This window comes from Emergencia sp. 1XD21-10 (assembly GCF_009936045.1).
Classification (GTDB): Bacteria; Bacillota; Clostridia; order Peptostreptococcales; family Anaerovoracaceae; genus Senimuribacter; species Senimuribacter intestinalis.
This window is the reverse complement of sequence record NZ_QWEQ01000023.1, coordinates 44,814-60,681: the sequence shown is the minus strand read 5'-3', so window position 1 is coordinate 60,681 and position 15,868 is coordinate 44,814. Positions and strand designations below refer to the sequence as shown.

Annotated in this window: 14 protein-coding genes and 3 pseudogenes; 9 read left to right on the top strand and 8 right to left on the bottom strand. The window is 43.5% G+C overall.

Annotation, left to right across the window (positions count from 1 at the left end; all coding sequences use genetic code 11):
• Positions 1 to 370 precede the first annotated feature (370 nt).
• Genes larE through D1151_RS13345 form a run of 7 tightly spaced genes read left to right on the top strand, consistent with a single transcriptional unit; the run spans position 371 to position 7,990 of the window.
• On the top strand, positions 371 to 1,123 hold the full coding sequence (gene larE / locus D1151_RS13375) for an ATP-dependent sacrificial sulfur transferase LarE (protein WP_161909228.1): 753 nt from the start codon (positions 371 to 373) through the stop codon (positions 1,121 to 1,123).
• A gap of 22 nt (positions 1,124 to 1,145) precedes the next feature.
• Positions 1,146 to 1,904 (top strand): nickel pincer cofactor biosynthesis protein LarB, encoded by a 759-nt coding sequence (larB, locus tag D1151_RS13370; RefSeq protein ID WP_161909227.1) that lies wholly within the window; start codon positions 1,146 to 1,148, stop codon positions 1,902 to 1,904.
• On the top strand, positions 1,905 to 3,110 hold the full coding sequence (larC, locus tag D1151_RS13365; RefSeq protein WP_161909226.1) for a nickel pincer cofactor biosynthesis protein LarC: 1,206 nt from the start codon (positions 1,905 to 1,907) through the stop codon (positions 3,108 to 3,110).
• On the top strand, positions 3,110 to 4,090 hold the full coding sequence (locus tag D1151_RS13360; RefSeq protein ID WP_161909225.1) for an ABC transporter permease: 981 nt from the start codon (positions 3,110 to 3,112) through the stop codon (positions 4,088 to 4,090). Before larC ends, D1151_RS13360 begins: the two co-directional genes overlap by 1 nt.
• Positions 4,087 to 4,908 (top strand): ABC transporter permease, encoded by an 822-nt coding sequence (locus D1151_RS13355; protein WP_161909224.1) that lies wholly within the window; start codon positions 4,087 to 4,089, stop codon positions 4,906 to 4,908. The genes D1151_RS13360 and D1151_RS13355 overlap by 4 nt, the downstream gene beginning before the upstream one ends.
• A 15-nt stretch (positions 4,909 to 4,923) precedes the next feature.
• On the top strand, positions 4,924 to 6,498 hold the full coding sequence (locus D1151_RS13350; protein ID WP_306770904.1) for an ABC transporter substrate-binding protein: 1,575 nt from the start codon (positions 4,924 to 4,926) through the stop codon (positions 6,496 to 6,498).
• A 4-nt stretch (positions 6,499 to 6,502) separates the two neighbouring features.
• Positions 6,503 to 7,990 (top strand): ABC transporter ATP-binding protein, encoded by a 1,488-nt coding sequence (locus tag D1151_RS13345; RefSeq protein WP_161909223.1) that lies wholly within the window; start codon positions 6,503 to 6,505, stop codon positions 7,988 to 7,990.
• 422 nt (positions 7,991 to 8,412) lie between these two features.
• On the opposite strand, the pseudogene D1151_RS17380 reads toward D1151_RS13345, so the two are convergent.
• From D1151_RS17380 to D1151_RS13310, 7 genes and pseudogenes are all read right to left on the bottom strand, one after another.
• Positions 8,413 to 9,015, bottom strand: a pseudogene (locus D1151_RS17380) (transposase).
• Positions 9,012 to 9,299: a hypothetical protein gene (locus D1151_RS16900; protein ID WP_243150975.1), complete on the bottom strand. Its 288-nt coding sequence runs from the start codon at positions 9,297 to 9,299 to the stop codon at positions 9,012 to 9,014. The pseudogene D1151_RS17380 and the gene D1151_RS16900 overlap by 4 nt, the downstream one beginning before the upstream one ends.
• 87 nt (positions 9,300 to 9,386) lie before the next feature.
• Positions 9,387 to 9,530: pseudogene (locus D1151_RS17375) on the bottom strand (transposase family protein); the annotation flags it as partial.
• 213 nt (positions 9,531 to 9,743) lie between these two features.
• Positions 9,744 to 9,890: pseudogene (locus D1151_RS17370) on the bottom strand (IS3 family transposase); the annotation flags it as partial.
• Between the two features lie 106 nt (positions 9,891 to 9,996).
• A complete protein-coding gene (locus tag D1151_RS13320; protein ID WP_161909221.1) occupies positions 9,997 to 10,152 on the bottom strand; it encodes a hypothetical protein in 156 nt (51 codons plus the stop codon).
• A 4-nt stretch (positions 10,153 to 10,156) separates the two neighbouring features.
• Complete coding sequence (locus D1151_RS13315) at positions 10,157 to 10,414, bottom strand: helix-turn-helix domain-containing protein (RefSeq protein ID WP_160200622.1); 258 nt, start codon at positions 10,412 to 10,414, stop codon at positions 10,157 to 10,159.
• Positions 10,415 to 10,693: 279 nt separating this feature from the next.
• A complete protein-coding gene (locus tag D1151_RS13310; RefSeq protein ID WP_161909220.1) occupies positions 10,694 to 12,856 on the bottom strand; it encodes a GH25 family lysozyme in 2,163 nt (720 codons plus the stop codon).
• Positions 12,857 to 12,971: 115 nt separating this feature from the next.
• Between D1151_RS13310 and D1151_RS13305 the strand changes: the two genes are divergently transcribed.
• Positions 12,972 to 13,856 carry a DUF5685 family protein gene (locus D1151_RS13305; protein ID WP_161909219.1) on the top strand — a complete coding sequence of 295 codons (885 nt, stop codon included), beginning with the start codon at positions 12,972 to 12,974 and terminating at the stop codon, positions 13,854 to 13,856.
• The gene (locus D1151_RS13300) at positions 13,840 to 14,460 is read left to right on the top strand and encodes a J domain-containing protein (protein ID WP_160200619.1); all 621 of its coding nucleotides are present in this window, start codon (positions 13,840 to 13,842) and stop codon (positions 14,458 to 14,460) included. The genes D1151_RS13305 and D1151_RS13300 overlap by 17 nt, the downstream gene beginning before the upstream one ends.
• A 312-nt stretch (positions 14,461 to 14,772) precedes the next feature.
• Here the strand turns inward: D1151_RS13300 and D1151_RS13295 are convergent, their stop codons facing one another.
• A complete protein-coding gene (locus D1151_RS13295) occupies positions 14,773 to 15,798 on the bottom strand; it encodes a 1-aminocyclopropane-1-carboxylate deaminase/D-cysteine desulfhydrase (RefSeq protein WP_160200618.1) in 1,026 nt (341 codons plus the stop codon).
• Between the last annotated feature and the right edge of the window lie 70 nt (positions 15,799 to 15,868).

The following is a 15,868-nucleotide window of genomic DNA, read 5'->3' as shown; positions in this document are numbered from 1 at the left end:
TGTCAGAGTAAATTCTATGTAAGTCTTTGCCATTTGAAATTCCAGTGATACGCAGAATTTATTTTGGCAAATAATATAATTATAAAATCCATGAAATCAAATACATTTTTTTCGGTGTATCATATCAAAGGGCTATTTTAAAGATTAGGGATAACAGGTTCCGGCTCAAAAAAACTTGATTTTTGAGCCGGGCTGGGGTACAATAAAGACATTGGATTTCATGAAGAAATCGCGTGCAGGCTTTGAAAAGTTCTGATAAACATTGCATCATAAATTACATATTAGAAAGATTGCGCCACGAAGGCAGATAGGGTTTCGCAGAAACCCGGCTTTGTTCGTGGCGTTTTTGTTTTGCCGAGAGAGGATGAACATGGAATATAGAAATTTAGAAGAGTTTTTTAAAGAAAATCGAAAGGTAGCTTTGGCTTTTTCAGGCGGAGTGGATTCTGCGTATTTACTTTATGCGGCGCAAAGATGGGAAGCGGATGTGACTGCCTATTTTGCAAAGAGTCAATTTCAGCCGCAGTTTGAGCTTGCGGACGCAAAGAGGTTGGCTGCAGAGCTTTCTGCAAAGCTGCGCATTTTGGAGTGCGATATTCTGGAGGACGAAACCGTTGCAGCAAATCCGGAAAACAGATGTTATTACTGTAAAAAACACATTTTCGGTAGGCTGCTTGAGGCGGCAAAAGCAGAGGGATACGATGTTATCATTGACGGCACTAATGCTTCTGATGATGCCGGGGACAGACCGGGCATGCGGGCGCTTTCCGAAATGAAAGTTCTGTCACCGCTGAGGCTTTGCGGAATGACAAAAAAAGAGGTTAGAGATCGCTCGAAAGCGGCTGGGCTTTTTACCTGGGATAAGCCATCTTATGCCTGCCTTGCGACGAGAGTGCCTACAGGCGAAAAGATCACCGAAGAAAAGCTGTGCCGGATAGAAGGCGCAGAGGCTGCACTGATGAAACTGGGATTTTCTGATTTTCGGATCCGAATGTTCCATGACAGCGCCAGAGTACAACTGCCAGATGCACAAATGGATCAATTTGTAGCTGTGAGGGAGTCCGTAACCGAAGCGTTAAAACCATATTTCAATATAATACTGCTGGATATGCAGCCACGATAAAGGAAAACAGAAAGGAATAACTATGGAACAGCACGAAGTAAGGCAGCTGCTGCAGAAAGTAGCTGCAGGACAGATAGATGTAGAACAAGCTTTGTTAGGACTGAAAATGGCGCCTTTTGAGGAAATTGATATCGCATCGCTGGATCATCACAGAGGGATCCGCCAGGGTGCATCGGAGATTATTTATGGGGCGGGAAAAAGTCCTGAACAGATTGATAAAATCGCTCATAGCCTTTGGAACAGCGGGCAGAAGACTATCCTCATTACACGTATGCGTAAAGAAGCTGCAGAATATTTTCAAAGGGATATTCCTTTTACGTATTTTGCGGAAGCGAGCGTTGGACTTGTCGGTCAAAAAATCGCCCCAAAGCACGAAGGCTATATTCTGGTTGCCACAGGGGGCACTAGCGATATTCCAGTTGCAGAGGAAGCTGCGCTGACTGCCGAAATCATGGGTAATCGTGTAGAGCGGCTTTACGATGTAGGGGTTGCGGGTATTCACCGTCTTCTCGCCCATGTAGAAAAAATTATGGGCGCCAGGGTGATTATCGCTATTGCAGGGATGGAAGGAGCCCTTGCTTCTGTCATCGGAGGTCTTGCAGACTGTCCGGTGATTGCGGTACCTACCAGCGTAGGTTATGGCACAGCCCTTGGCGGTGTGACAGCACTTTTGTCCATGCTGAACTCCTGCGCCAGCGGAGTCAGTGTTGTCAATATCGACAATGGCTTTGGCGCTGGATATCAGGCAAATTTGATCAATAATATGGAGAGTGGAAAATAAATGAAGACTTTGTATATAGAGTGTAATATGGGCGCTGCAGGGGATATGCTGATGGCGGCGCTTTTGGAATTGATAGAAGATAAAGAGCAAGTTTTAAAGCAACTGAACAGCCTTCTGCCGGAGAAGGTGACAGTTGCCTTGGAGCCGTCCGAAAAGTGTGGTGTGACGGGAAGTCATATACGAGTTACTGTTGACGGTATAGAGGAAGGTGTTTGCCACCATGGACATCACGATCATGAACATGTTCACGCTGAACACCACCATCATCACAGCGGGATTGCGGAGATTTACAAACTGATAGAGGCTATGGAGGTTGCTGAAAAAGTAAAGACTGATGCAAAAGCGGTCTATAAACTGATTGCAAGTGCCGAATCGAAGGTGCATGGAAAGACCATGGAGGAAATTCATTTCCACGAGGTGGGAACGCTGGACGCAGTAGCAGATGTAGTTGGAAACTGTCTGCTCATGGAAAAAATCGGAGCACAGCGCATTGTGGTATCGCCGATTCATGTCGGATCCGGCAGCGTAAAATGCGCCCATGGCATACTGCCTGTACCAGCGCCTGCAACAGCGCTGCTTCTTGAGGGACTTCCGATTTACGGCGGAGAAATCAAAGGGGAACTGTGCACGCCGACAGGCGCAGCCCTTTTGAAATATTTTGGAACATCTTTTGAAACTATGCCTGCCATGACCGTAGAAAAAATAGGCTATGGTATGGGCACAAAAGACTTTGAGCAAAGATCAAACTACGTCAGAGTGCTTTTGGGAGATGATGGTATTGCGGAAGCTGCAGCCAATGAAGTAGTAGAGCTTGCAGCAAACCTTGATGATATGACAGGGGAAGAACTGAGCTTTGCTATGGAAACCCTCTTAAAAGAGGGCGCATTAGATGTGTATTTTGAGCAGATTATCATGAAAAAGTCCCGTCCGGCGGTAAAACTGGTCTGCATGTGTAGACCGGAAGAAAAAGAAAAGTTTGCAGAGCTGATTTTAAAACACACTACCACCATCGGGGTGCGCGCATATGGGCTGGAGCGCTTTACTCTCAAGCGAAGAGTAGAGACAAGACAGACGCCTTGGGGCAAAGTTGATGTGAAGGTTTGCAGCGGCTATGGAGTTACCAGAGAAAAGCCGGAGTTCGCACAGGTAGCGGAAATAGCGGAAGCGCAGGGTCTTTCTATCAGGGATATCAAAGAGAAAATCTAATGAGAAAAATATGTAAAAAATTAATGCAGCTTTTTATCATATTAGTGCTTCTATCTGTGGCGATCTTTGTGATTGCTCGTCTTTGTCCAGGTGATCCGCTTAAAGCCTACTACGGCGACGGGATAGAGCGTATGAGCACCATGCAGCAGGAAGCTGCCAGAGAGCGTCTGGGACTCAATGATTCCATGCTGACTCAGTATTTGCGGTGGGCTGAAAATTTTCTGGATGGTAATCTAGGGCTTTCTTATAAGTACAAACAGCCTGTGCAGGCAGTGATTGGAAATGTGTGGACAAACACCCTGATTCTTGGCGGTGTGTCTTACGGGCTAACCTTTGGATTTGCAATCTTATTGGGCATGTTCTGCGCACGCAGAGAGGGAAGTCTTTCCGACCGGCTCATCTGCAAAATTGGTGTCATTTCAGCCAATGTACCGTCCTTTTTTCTGGCGCTGGTATTGATTCTGCTCTTTGCGGTAACCTTGAAAATTCTGCCAGCAGGAGGCGCTTACTCCCTTGGAAACAGAGAAAATTTGACAGATCGCTTTTTACATCTGATTCTGCCGGTGACAGTTATGGTTTTAGAACATCTGTGGTATTATGCCTATATGGTGAGAAACAAGCTGCTCGCGGAAACCCGCAAGGACTACGTGCTCCTTTGCAAAGCCGAAGGCATTGACGCAAAGACTATTATGAGAAAACATTGCTTACGCAATATTATGCCATCTATGTTTGTCATCATGGCGATTTCCCTGCCTCATATTCTTGGGGGCACTTATGTGGTAGAAATGATTTTCGGATATCCGGGGCTTGGCATGCTCGGTTTTGAAGCTGCTATGTATCAGGATTATAATATGCTGATGGCGCTGACACTTCTGACTGGCGCTATCGTGGTCGTATTTAATATACTGGCGCAAATTCTGAGCGAATGGCTTGATCCGCGCATGGAGTACGAGAAAACATTTCGGGAGGTGAGGGCATGAGTCCTAAGAAAAAACTGCCAAAGGCAGCTTTCTGCACGCTTCTTGGGATTATTATCTGCTGCGGGTTGGCAGGCGTGCTATCGCCTTATTCCCCTGAAATGATGGACAGCAGTGCCGCAAGCGTAGCGCCGTGTATAGCCCATCCCTTTGGAACAGACCCCATGGGTAGAGACTTACTGACTCTGATTTTATACGGAGGACGAGCTTCTCTCCTAATCGGACTGATCAGTGGGTTGATTTCCACAGCTATTGCGGTGGTTTACGGGACAGTTAGCGGGCTGGCAGGTGAATGGATTAGTGATTTGCTCATGCGGTTTTCAGAACTTATCATGAGTCTGCCGCAGATTTTACTGATTCTTTTTCTGCAGGCTCTTTGGGGAAAAACCACAGTGCTTTCCCTGGCTGTTATCATCGGACTGACCGGCTGGATGCAAATCGCAAAGGTAGTTCGCAGCGAGGTCAGACAAATCCGGGGAAGTGATTATGTGCTGGCGGTCAAAACCATGGAGGGTGGATTCTGGTATATTTTATGGAGACATTTTTTACCTAATTTTATTTCTTCCATCATGTTCATGGTAGTGACCAATATCGGGCAGGCGATGATTACAGAGTCCACATTGAGCTTTCTGGGACTGGGGCTGCCGCTTACCATGGTGTCATGGGGAAGTCTTTTGTCCATGTCGCAGGAGGCGATGCTTTCCGGGAACTGGTGGATGGTGCTTCTGCCTGGCACGGTGCTCATTGTGACGCTAGTTTGTGTAACTGCGATTGGAGAATCAGTGAGAAAACAAAACAACAAACTTCACAGTAACTTATAGAAGAGGAAAATGAAGATGAAAAGAAAAATATTGACAACGATATTATGTATGATATTGGTAATTATAGTGGGAGTGGCGCTGGCAGGCTGCGGAGATAGCAGTGAAAATGGCAGCACCGCGTCTGCAATGGCGGCTGGTGAAAACACGCTGGTATATGGTAGTCAGGATTATACAGCCATCAATCCGGCACTTTATGAGCATGGCGAGATCAACCTGCTGCTGTTTGCTGGGTTAACTGCGCATGATGCGGAGAATAATGTAGTGCCTGGGCTGGCAAAGACGTGGGAGTTTGATGAGAAAACTCTTACCTATACGTTTCAACTTCGAGAAGGTCTGACCTTTCACGATGGACAGCCGCTGACTTCTGCTGATGTAAAATTTACACTAGATCTGATTCTGGATGAGAATAATCAGTCGGAAATTATTTCCAATTATACAGATATTCAGGAGATAAACTGTCCTGATGATCTGACCGTAGAAATAAAACTGAAGCAGATCAATGTGGCATTTCCTGATTACATGACTATTGGCATTCTGCCGAAGCACCTTTTGGAAGAGAGGGATCCGGCAACTGACAGTTTCAATCAGAATCCGGTGGGCGCAGGTCCTTATAAACTGGTTTCTTGGGATCAAGGACAGTCTATTACCATGGAACGGTTTGATCAGTATTACGGTGGAACACCAAAAATTGAACGGGTGATTTTCAAAATTGTTCCAGAGATTGACGCAAGAGCTATGCAGCTTCGCTCTGGAGAGATCGATATGGCAATGATTACGGCGAAGACTTCTGCCAGTGTAGCAAAGGAGAGCGGATATCGGATATATCAGATGAAAACCGCAGACTACAGAGCCATTGCATATAATTTTGCTAAGCCTGTATTTTCGGAAAATCCGGAACTTGCCGGCATTCTCAGTTATGCCATCGACAGAGACGCGATTGTTAAAAGCGTTCTTCTTGGCGAGGGGGAAGCGGCTTATTCACCGCTGCAAAAGGGCGCTTACAATAATGAAGAGATGGAGCGTTTCGACTATAATCCAAAGAAAGCAGAAACGCTTTTACAAGAAGCCGGCTGGACAAAAGGAGAAAGCGGCTATTATGAGAAAGATGGAGAAGAACTGGGATTTGTCATTTCAGCCATGGCGGATGATTCAGTGCGAGTTGATATGGCGAAAATGTGTGCAGCACAGCTTCGGTCAATCGGAATTAATGCAACAGCTGAGGCGAAAGCTTCTTTAGACTGGGCAAATCAGGACTGCTGTATCATCGGCTGGGGAAGTCCTTTTGATCCGGATGACCACACCTATAAAATCTTCTCTACCGGTGCTGGCGATAATTACACCGCTTATGGAAATACGGCAGTTGACAGGATTCTTGAAAAAGCAAGACATACAGAAGATGACAGCGCAAGAAAAGAGCTTTATATGGAATTTCAGGAGGAACTGACAAAGGCTATGCCGTACAGCTTCATCGCTTACGTGGATGCCTCCTATGCAGTACGTGAGAATGTAAAGGGAATCACAGAAAATACAGTGCTGGGTCATCACGGCGTAGGTGTGTTCTGGAATATAGCAGAGTGGGAAATTCAGTAAAACTATGGACAGTATTTTAAAAATAGAGAACTTCAAATTGTCCTTTCACGGTGCAGGCGGGAAAGTGGAGGCGGTAAAGGGGATTGATTTTGAAATTTTTCCCGGAGAAAAGGTGGCTCTGGTTGGTGAGTCGGGCTGCGGCAAAACGGCAACCTGTCGTGCAGTTATGATGCTGCATAGCCGTCATGCAGAAGTGGACAGCGGACATATTTATCTTTGCGGGCGAGATGTGACGCATATGACCGAAGCAGAATTGACAGATGTGCGCGGCCGCAGCGCCGCTATGGTCTTTCAAGATCCTATGTCTTCTCTGGATCCGGTGTTTTCCGTGGGCAGTCAGATTATGGAGCCGATTTTACGTCATGAGAAAATCAGCAAAAGCGAAGCGAAGGCGAGGGCGATTTCCCTGCTGAGGCGGGTGGGAATTGAGGATGCAGAAGTGCGTTTTCATCAGTATCCCCATCATTTTTCCGGCGGGATGCGTCAGCGAGTTGCTATTGCCATTGCCCTTGCTTGTAATCCGAAGCTGCTCATCTGTGATGAGCCGACGACGGCGCTGGATATAGATACCCAGGGGCAGATCATCAAGCTGCTGCGAGAAGTTAGCAGTGAGGCAGGCTGCAGCATACTTTTTGTGACCCATGATTTGGGACTGGCAAAGGAGATGGCGGATCGAATTATCGTCATGAAGGACGGTGTTATTGTGGAGAACTCTAAGACTGGGGCGATTTTTGAAAATCCGCAGCATGGGTATACGAAGCAGCTTCTGCACTATGCGCAGTATGGAAAGAGCGGCAGTCACTTTCATGGAAGAGTTAGAGAAGAAGCGTCTTTTGCGGCGGTGGATTCAGAGCCGCTAGTGAAAATTTGCGGACTTTCTCAATATTTTTCCCTTGGAAAAAAACGTGTACACAAGGTCTTTGAAGATTTTTCTCTTACCATTGAAAAAGGGGAAATCGTCGGCATTGTAGGACCTTCCGGCTGCGGAAAATCGACTCTTGCAAGATGTCTTGCGGGGATTCAAAAGCCGTCAGCCGGTACGATTACTTTTGCGCCGGATTGTAAAAAACAAATGATTTTTCAAGATAGTGCGTCGGCTTTTAATCCGCGTATGAGTCTTTTTCAGATTATTGCAGAGCCGCTGCAGATTTCCAGCAGAAAAAAGGAAGGGAAAGCGCTGGGCAGGGCGGAAGTGAAAGAGCAGGTAAAGGAGATGATGGAACTGGTTGGACTTTCTCCGGAACTTGCAGAAAGGCATCCCTACCATGTTTCCGGTGGACAGAGGCAGCGTGCGGCTATCGCAAGGGCACTGATTACAGATCCGGATTTTCTCATCGCAGACGAACCTATTACCTCTCTTGACGTTTCTCTGCAGGCACAGATTATTCATCTGCTCAAAGAGTTGTGCGAAAAGCGAAATCTGACGATGCTGATTATCGCCCACGATCTTCCTATGGTGGAACATATTAGCGATAGGATTGTGACCCTATAAAAGATAAAAAATATTATAAAGGTACTATTGGTTTTTATTAACAGGGTAGGCTTTGACTTTTTCATCAAAAAAAGTACAATATAACGTAAAGTAATTTTTGAAAAGGAGATTTATTACAATTGAAAAAAATTCTTTGGATACTTTATTCTACAAGTGTTATCGTTACTATTTCAATTATGTATAAAATTTTTAATCAATTATTCTTATCATTTTTACTGTTTATCTGCGCAATCATTTTAGCTTATTTTATAGAAAAAATTCAAAAAAATAAAGTAATTAACCAAAAGGGCGCTATAAACTTTTTATGGGCTTGACCTTTGTTGGAGTCTAAAATTAATGGGGGTTTTTAGAAAAAAAGCAGGTATAGAATCAAGCTGAATCATATAGGCTTGACTCTATACCTTTTCTTTTGCGGAATCATTTTAATATAGATTTAACAAATGAGCATAGAATTTAACTGTTAAGTTGGAATTCAAAGAATACAGAATTCTTCTTCTGAGTTTGTCAAAATTCTTGTATCCATTAGCATTTCTTTTAAGTAGTTTAATTCTGGAATTTACGGATTCTATCGGACCGTTTGATATGCGCCTGCCATCGTATGTGTCAAAACTGTTTATGATTTCCTGACGCCATTTTTTAATACTTCTGCCGATTGTATTAAATTCAGGAATATTGAATGTATACAAATCTTCCAGGAGACAATCCAGCTTTTATGGAGCATTTTCAGAAGTTGCATGCTGATATTTTGTATGGAGAAAAGATACATTGCGATAAACCGTAATGGTTTTCCAGGGAGGAATATCGACGTAATCTTTGTTCAGAAGCCAATGAAATTTCTTAAGAAGGTAATAATATTTGTCAGAAGAGGTAGGGTATGCTTTCATCACACGAATACGCACCTGATTGAAAGCACGAGTTACAAGATTCACCACATGGAAACTGTCTGCACAAAGTTTAGCATTTAGAGAGTAGATAGAGCATATATCTCTATCCCACATGTCCATCGATATATAGCGCACCTTCATACGAGTGTAGCGGTCAATATGAGAGAAATGTTCTGCCAGATGAAATTTTTTCTGTCCGACAGCAGGTTGTAAGTTTGTCGAGTCATAAAACCTACCAAGACACAGGCATATACTTTTTGTTGATCTTTCACGGCGTAGATTTCATCAATACAAAAAATTTGAGAAAAAGGGCTTCTCTTGATTCCAACGTGAGTATCGAAGATATGAAGCGCCATCGTAGTAGAAATCCCTGCGATTTTTGCAGTCATGTCAAAGGTAACTCTTGGTTTTTCTAAAGCTTTCATCACTCTAAGAGTGACAAGGTTTGAAAGTCTTCTTCCGGGAGCGACAAAGGGATTTGTTTCCGAAAATCCTTTTTCGCAATTAGAGCAGACATGCCTTCTTTTGTTGTATATTAAAGTGGTGTGCTTTTCCTTTAGGATAGGATGTTCGATTGTGCGTAGCTTGTAATCATGAATTCTGGAAGTAGAACTTTTGCAAGTTGGACATGAAACTTCCTTGCAGCGAAGTGTGATGAAGGTGAAAGATTCTTCGTTAACAGAGATAATTTCAATATCGGAGATATCCTTTTCTTCAAAATTGAAAAGGCTTATGATAGAATAGTCCCCTCATTAAGTTTAGAGCGTTTTTAATTTGCCCCCACCAAGCTGAAAGGCGTGTCTGCATCCCTAAAAAATTTATAGAGCTAAATTTTTTAGCTAGTCGGAAGTGTTTTCTGACTGGTGTTTTTATGCAGTCTGCAGATATAACTGATGTTTTTCCATTGGGCTTAAAACCCCCAAGTTTCTCTGCAAATACTTGTTGTTGTAATAATTAATGTAGTTTTCTATCATTCCAACCAGGCTCTCTCTATTAGTAAATCTTCTTACATAGTACCGTTCACGTTTTCAAACACCACAGAAGCCTTCCATTGGACCATTATCAATACACTTCGCTACTTTGGACTGTTTTGCTCCGTTTCTGTACGCTTTTTCTCTGTTCTTAAAAGCCGGTTTTCTGCACGTAGCTTCTCCAGTTTACGGATTTACGACGACCGCGACCATCACGAAGTCCTTCTATGCGATGCTCTTCATATTTGATGATATAGCTGTGGGCCTGCTGATAGGATAATTTTGTACTTTTCAGTGGTTTGTGCATAATTTCACTCGTGCGCAATACAATCCTGTGCGATTTCAATGCGTCCGTCAAATGTTGTTTTTGGTCCTTTTGCCATGATGGCAAAGCCTCCTGTTCCAGTTACCCTTAGAATCTCACCACCATTATACATCTTTATCCACTTTTGGAGTTTACTTTTTGAACGAATCTCATATTTTTTGCAGATTTCATCCTGTGAACCTTTCCCATCTAGATAGCACTTTACGGCTGTAATTTTCTCTTCTGCTGATATTTTTCTAGACATACTAATGCTTCTTTTCAGATAACAAGTTTTTACTTTTTTACTTGTCTACCTAGAAGGGAAGTATATCAAAGGAAATGAGACGGTCCCTTTCTCGCATTAGGAAAACCCCCATACTGTTTGTTTTTGCATGGGGGTTCGTTCCTGAACGATGGTATAAAATGTTAATTTAATGGCATTGAGATTAGGCTAGAGGGATATTCTTCCGATATCACTTTATTTGCCTTTGATGCCAACTCTTTTTTCTTTTCAGACAGAACTATAAAAAATATTTTTTTGTGCTTATTTGTAAATTCTGTTTGCCTGATTGGACCACTGGGTGTAGTATTTCTTTCCGTCAATAGTGCGGACACCGCGAATTCTGTAATAATAGCGAGTTCCTTTTTGTAGACTCTTGGTATTTTTGTAAGTACGTATTGAGCCGTTTGCAGTTTTGAAAAAAGGTGTATTGCTGTATGTATTGGATTTCGTTGCTCTATAAACCTCAAAATAGTCCACCTTATAGCCAAAAGACTTAGTCCAACTGATTCGGATAAATCCTTTGCCACGATCAGATTTTGCTGTGATAGTGGTTGCATTAACCCCTGTAATCAGTTTGGTGTTAGGGTCAACAGGCGCTTTGTAAACTCTGTTTGCCTGATTGGACCACTGGGTGTAGTATTTCTTTCCGTCAATAGTGCGGACACCGCGAATTCTGTAATAATAGCGAGTTCCGTCTTTTAAATCTTTGGTATTTTTGTAAGTTGTAATGGTTCCTGAGCTGGTTGTATAAAATGGCGTACTATCGTAGCTATTTGCAGTGGTGCTCCTGTAAACTTCATAATAGTCGATATTGCATCCAGTGGACTTTGTCCAGTTCAACCGAATGAAGCCGTCTTCTAATGTGGAGCTCACTTTGATGGTGGTATTCTCCACTTCGGAAGATGCCGCAGTTACTTTTATATTGACCTGTCTGGTTGCTTTTTTGTAGTTGTTGGTTTCCGCGCAGGTTACGGTAATGACCGCTGTACCGGTGCCTCCTTTTAGGGAAACTTTACCTGTATTGCTGACTGTAGCGATGGAAGTATCACTGGATTTGTAGGTCAGCTTTCCATCACTGTCACACTTGGTGTTGATGGTGAAGTCATCTCTGTCAGTGGTTCGGTTATAGGTGGTGTATCCGGTAAACTTTGGAGTCGCTTTTTTGATTTTAAAGGTCTTGGTTAAAGTGCCGTGATAATTTCTTTTTCCTGTAATTTTCACTGTTGCAGTACCTGCGTTCTTGTTGTTGGAATAAGAAACGGAGTAATCACAGGTTTTAAGTGTAGTGCCTTTGTACTGAACTTTTACAGTTGGCTTTTTTGCGCTTCCGTTGTAGGTTACATCGGCAATACTGCTCACAGTGCCGCCGTCTGCAATGTCGGTGGTGGTAATGGTAAACGGAACCATTTTTACGTTGGAATACTTACCGATACCTTCAATTCGCGCATAAGCAGTGCCAGCCAATACGTTTTTGATGTAATTGACTTTATAGTCGACTCCTTTCGTCAATTTTGTACCGTTATAGGTGACGGAGACTGAAGGGTATTTCCTGTATTTTGTATATTCGTAGGACGTTTTTCCGAGAGAAACGGAAGCGTTTTTTATGGATTTTGTACCGGACTTTGTTTTTTCGGCGCTATTATCATAGTACCAGAAGTTGCAGTCCACTCGGCCGCTGATACCGGTGATGCTTCCGCTGGAAGTGTACTGCCAATATTCGTAAGGTCTTTCGTAGCTATTGTCAGTGGAGTACTGTGCCAGCCATACCTTGAATTTATTGTCAATTAGATTCATGTTTATTTTGTTGCTGCTGGGACTTCCGTAGGGGGAGGTGATGGCGCGATAAGAGTAAAACATGGACTCATAGTCGGAGTTCTTTTTTATGTAGTTTAGAAAAGCAAGGGAGTTGGTCGCAGCCTTGTCCTTTCTGGTGGAAGAGGACCAGCTGTTATATGCACTGGTGAGTCTGCTGCCAGAAGGCATCTCAAAGTCATAAGCAACTGGTAAATCCAATTCTCTGCCGTCCAGCACATCCAGCACATACTTGGCTTCCTTCTGTGCTTCTGTCGGGGAAGTTGCTGTGGAATAGTAGTATACGCCGACCATGATATCGTTGGCACGGGCTTCTTTATAGTTGTATTCAAAATATGAGTCAGTGTTAGTGCGGTGAGGTGAGGCAAGATAAGAAAAGCCGACGCGAATGTAGGCGTAGTCGATACCTTGTCTTTTCACCTTGGCCCAGTCAATCTGCTGCTGATACTCGGATACATCAATGCCGTCGATGACCAGGGTGTTTCTGAATTTGGAAGCATGGGAATAACCGCCGGAATCCACTACGGCGCTGCTGGCAGAGGCGACTATGCAGGTGGCAAAGAGAGCGGCAATGGACAAAACCGCGGTTAATAGTAGTTTTTTTGTATTCATTTCATCTCTCCTAAAATTATAATTTTACTATGCCCTTCTATCTTAACAAATTTGTCCGAATTTGTCGACAGCATGAGTAGAATTTTCACATAGACTTCTTGAAAACTTCATGAAAATGGTTTATCATCAAGATATTATGTTGGGTTATGTTACCATAGAGAAAAATGAATTGAAGGTGCGGGATTATACCCTGTACCAGGGCTATTACTGCGGTATCTGTAAATCCATAGCCAGAAGAATTGGACAGATTCCAAGACTTGGGCTCAGCTATGACGCAGTATTTCTTGCACTGGTTTTGGCGGGCTTTGAAGATACAAAAGATACGCTGAAACTGGAGCATTGTATCACTCACCCCATAGAGAAAAAACCTGTGATTTACGATAATGCTGCTATTGACTATGGAGCGGACGTTATGGTAATTTTAACGTATCATAAATTTTTAGACGACTGGAAAGACGAAAAAAGTGTTGCAGGCTTTGCGGGAAAAACCGCTTTGCGCCATGCCTACAAGAAACTAGAAAAGCGTTATCAGAACCTTTGTACAAACGTTGAGAAAGCACTGACAAAGCTATCTTTGTTGGAGGAGGGAAAGTCAACCTCTGTAGACCAGACCGCGGAGGCTTTTTCTGATTTGATGGAAGTGCTGTTTACCGGATTTTTGGAGGGAAGTTCTCTATCCGCGAAAGAAGAGAAGCAGACCAGAGTGCTTGCCCAGCTGGGTCGTGCGCTGGGGCGGTGGATTTATATCATAGATGCATTGGATGACTATGAAAAGGATATGGAAAAAGGCTGCTATAATCCTCTGATTTACAGAAAAAATCACCTTGATGGCATGGACACTTTGCTATATCAATGTCTGGGGGAAATTGCGATGACATATGACTTACTGGAACTAAAGCAAAATACAGAGATTGTCGAAAATATTATTTTTATGGGACTGCGCGCACGCACAGACCAGATTCTTAGAGAAAGGATAGATACAGATGAGCAATCCATATGAAGTACTGGGCGTTTCACAGAACGCTTCAGATGAAGAAATCAAAGCGGCGTATAAAGCGCTTGTAAAAAAATATCATCCGGATAAATATCAGAACAATCCCCTTGCAGATTTAGCAGAGGAGAAGCTGCAGGAGATTAATGAGGCGTATGATGTGCTGATGAAGGGAAGAGCCGGCGGTGGCTCTGGTAGCTGGTCCGGCACATGGGCTTCAGATTCTGGCAGGGGGTATGCAGGTGGCTCAAATAGCCGTGCTTCTGGCAGCAGTGATTATTATGCAGTTCGCCAGGCCATTGACCGAGGTGATTTTATAGGAGCGGAACAAATGCTGATTCATGCACCTATGCGAGATGCTGAGTGGTTTTTCTTAAGTGGAGTGCTATCTTATCGGAAAGGCTGGATTGATGATGGAATCAGCAATCTGCGCCAGGCTATTGATATGGATCCAAATAATTTTGAATATCAGAGAGTTTATCAGCAGATGATAGCGCAGGGAAGTATGTATAAAAACCGTTCTGACGGGCAGGGATATAATCGGAGTGATGACTGCTGCGCAAATTGCTGCACATTTTATTGCCTTACGTCCTGGTGCTCACCTTGCTGGTAAAAAATGGAATTTTATTAAGCCTTAAGAGAACATTTACAGGGGTTATTTTCCAGTATTTTTAGCCATTTGTAACGGTAAGAATCTAAATTGCAGAGCTTTGAGGATCTCACCCCAAGAGACTGGTAGACAGTATATTTGTGTGCTATGATGAAGTCACCAATTTAGCAGACGAGAAATTGGCGCCAATCTATAATCGTCTCAACCGAATTGAAGAGCGTCTTGTTAGAATATAAACCTAAAAAGCTGACTTGCTGAAGAAGGCGCCTTGCGGCATACCTTTCCGGCAGATCAGCTTTTTCGTTTATTAGGCGATTAAATAATATGAATATAATCTTTCAGTTCTTTTTCCATCTCAACACGGTGGTGTGCAGTGTAAATACCAGGAATGCCACCGGTATGCAGCATGATGACATTTTCGCCATGCGCGATTGTGCCTTTTTTTATCATATCCAAAATGCCTGCAAAGGTTTTTCCTGTATAGCAAGGATCTAAGATTACGGCTTCTTTGCGCCCCATGTAATAAATGGCTTCGCGCACTTCCTTAACCGGGTTATTGTAAGCACCGCAGTCGTATTCAGTCGTGATATCAAAATCAGATTTGTTCATTTCCTTTGGCAGATTGAAAAGAGTTTTCATACGATCATAGTAATCAGCCGCCATGGCGTAGATATCTTTCTTTGGAGAAATGCTGATACCAGTTAGCCGAAGGGGCAATCCTTCGTTTTTGATGGCACAGGCAAGACCCATGTAAGTACCCATGCTACCTACAGTAGAAATCAGACGAACGTCAGAAAGCTGCATTTCTTCTACCTGTGCAGCCAGCTCTAAAGCACAGTCATAGTAACCTAACGCACCGATTTCGTTAGAGCCGCCAACCGGAATAAAGTAGACTTTTTCACCCTTTGCCTCCCACTCTTCTGTCACTTTTTTAACTGTTGCTGCCTCAAGCTCGTCTGCGGTATGTACGCCGTCGTCCTGCACCAGATAAACAGGACAGCCCATGATACCGTCAAGAAGAAGATTAGCTGATATTTCGCCTGGATAAGGGTCAACGGCTACGATGGCAGCTTTAAGACCGTATTTTGCAGCGACAGCAGCAGTTAGTCTGCCGTGATTGGTCTGTGCGCCGCCGACGGTCAGCAGCATAGTCGCATCCTGGTCCAATGCATTTTTTACCAGATATTCCAGCTTACGTAGCTTATTGCCGCCGGTACCGAAATTGGTCAAATCGTCTCTTTTCAGATAAAAATTGACGCCTAGTTCTTTTGAAATATTTTCGAGATAGGTTATCGGGGTTGGTGAATTGAGAAAATGTAATTTCTCACGTCCTAAAGTCATATAAAATCCTCCTGTTCATTTACTGAAAGATATTGTATCACATATTTGAAAGAAAAAACAGGGGGAAAAG

What these genes read in the sequence shown, in the direction of transcription:
- larE (WP_161909228.1), top strand. Translation starts at nt 371, where the DNA reads ATGGAATATAGAAATTTAGAAGAGTTTTTTAAAGAAAATCGAAAGGTA.
- larB (WP_161909227.1), top strand. Translation starts at nt 1,146, where the DNA reads ATGGAACAGCACGAAGTAAGGCAGCTGCTGCAGAAAGTAGCTGCAGGA.
- larC (WP_161909226.1), top strand. Translation starts at nt 1,905, where the DNA reads ATGAAGACTTTGTATATAGAGTGTAATATGGGCGCTGCAGGGGATATG.
- D1151_RS13360 (WP_161909225.1), top strand. Translation starts at nt 3,110, where the DNA reads ATGAGAAAAATATGTAAAAAATTAATGCAGCTTTTTATCATATTAGTG.
- D1151_RS13355 (WP_161909224.1), top strand. Translation starts at nt 4,087, where the DNA reads ATGAGTCCTAAGAAAAAACTGCCAAAGGCAGCTTTCTGCACGCTTCTT.
- D1151_RS13350 (WP_306770904.1), top strand. Translation starts at nt 4,924, where the DNA reads ATGAAAAGAAAAATATTGACAACGATATTATGTATGATATTGGTAATT.
- D1151_RS13345 (WP_161909223.1), top strand. Translation starts at nt 6,503, where the DNA reads ATGGACAGTATTTTAAAAATAGAGAACTTCAAATTGTCCTTTCACGGT.
- D1151_RS16900 (WP_243150975.1), bottom strand. Translation starts at nt 9,299, where the DNA reads ATGAAAGCTTTAGAAAAACCAAGAGTTACCTTTGACATGACTGCAAAA.
- D1151_RS13320 (WP_161909221.1), bottom strand. Translation starts at nt 10,152, where the DNA reads ATGCACAAACCACTGAAAAGTACAAAATTATCCTATCAGCAGGCCCAC.
- D1151_RS13315 (WP_160200622.1), bottom strand. Translation starts at nt 10,414, where the DNA reads ATGTCTAGAAAAATATCAGCAGAAGAGAAAATTACAGCCGTAAAGTGC.
- D1151_RS13310 (WP_161909220.1), bottom strand. Translation starts at nt 12,856, where the DNA reads ATGAATACAAAAAAACTACTATTAACCGCGGTTTTGTCCATTGCCGCT.
- D1151_RS13305 (WP_161909219.1), top strand. Translation starts at nt 12,972, where the DNA reads ATGGTTTATCATCAAGATATTATGTTGGGTTATGTTACCATAGAGAAA.
- D1151_RS13300 (WP_160200619.1), top strand. Translation starts at nt 13,840, where the DNA reads ATGAGCAATCCATATGAAGTACTGGGCGTTTCACAGAACGCTTCAGAT.
- D1151_RS13295 (WP_160200618.1), bottom strand. Translation starts at nt 15,798, where the DNA reads ATGACTTTAGGACGTGAGAAATTACATTTTCTCAATTCACCAACCCCG.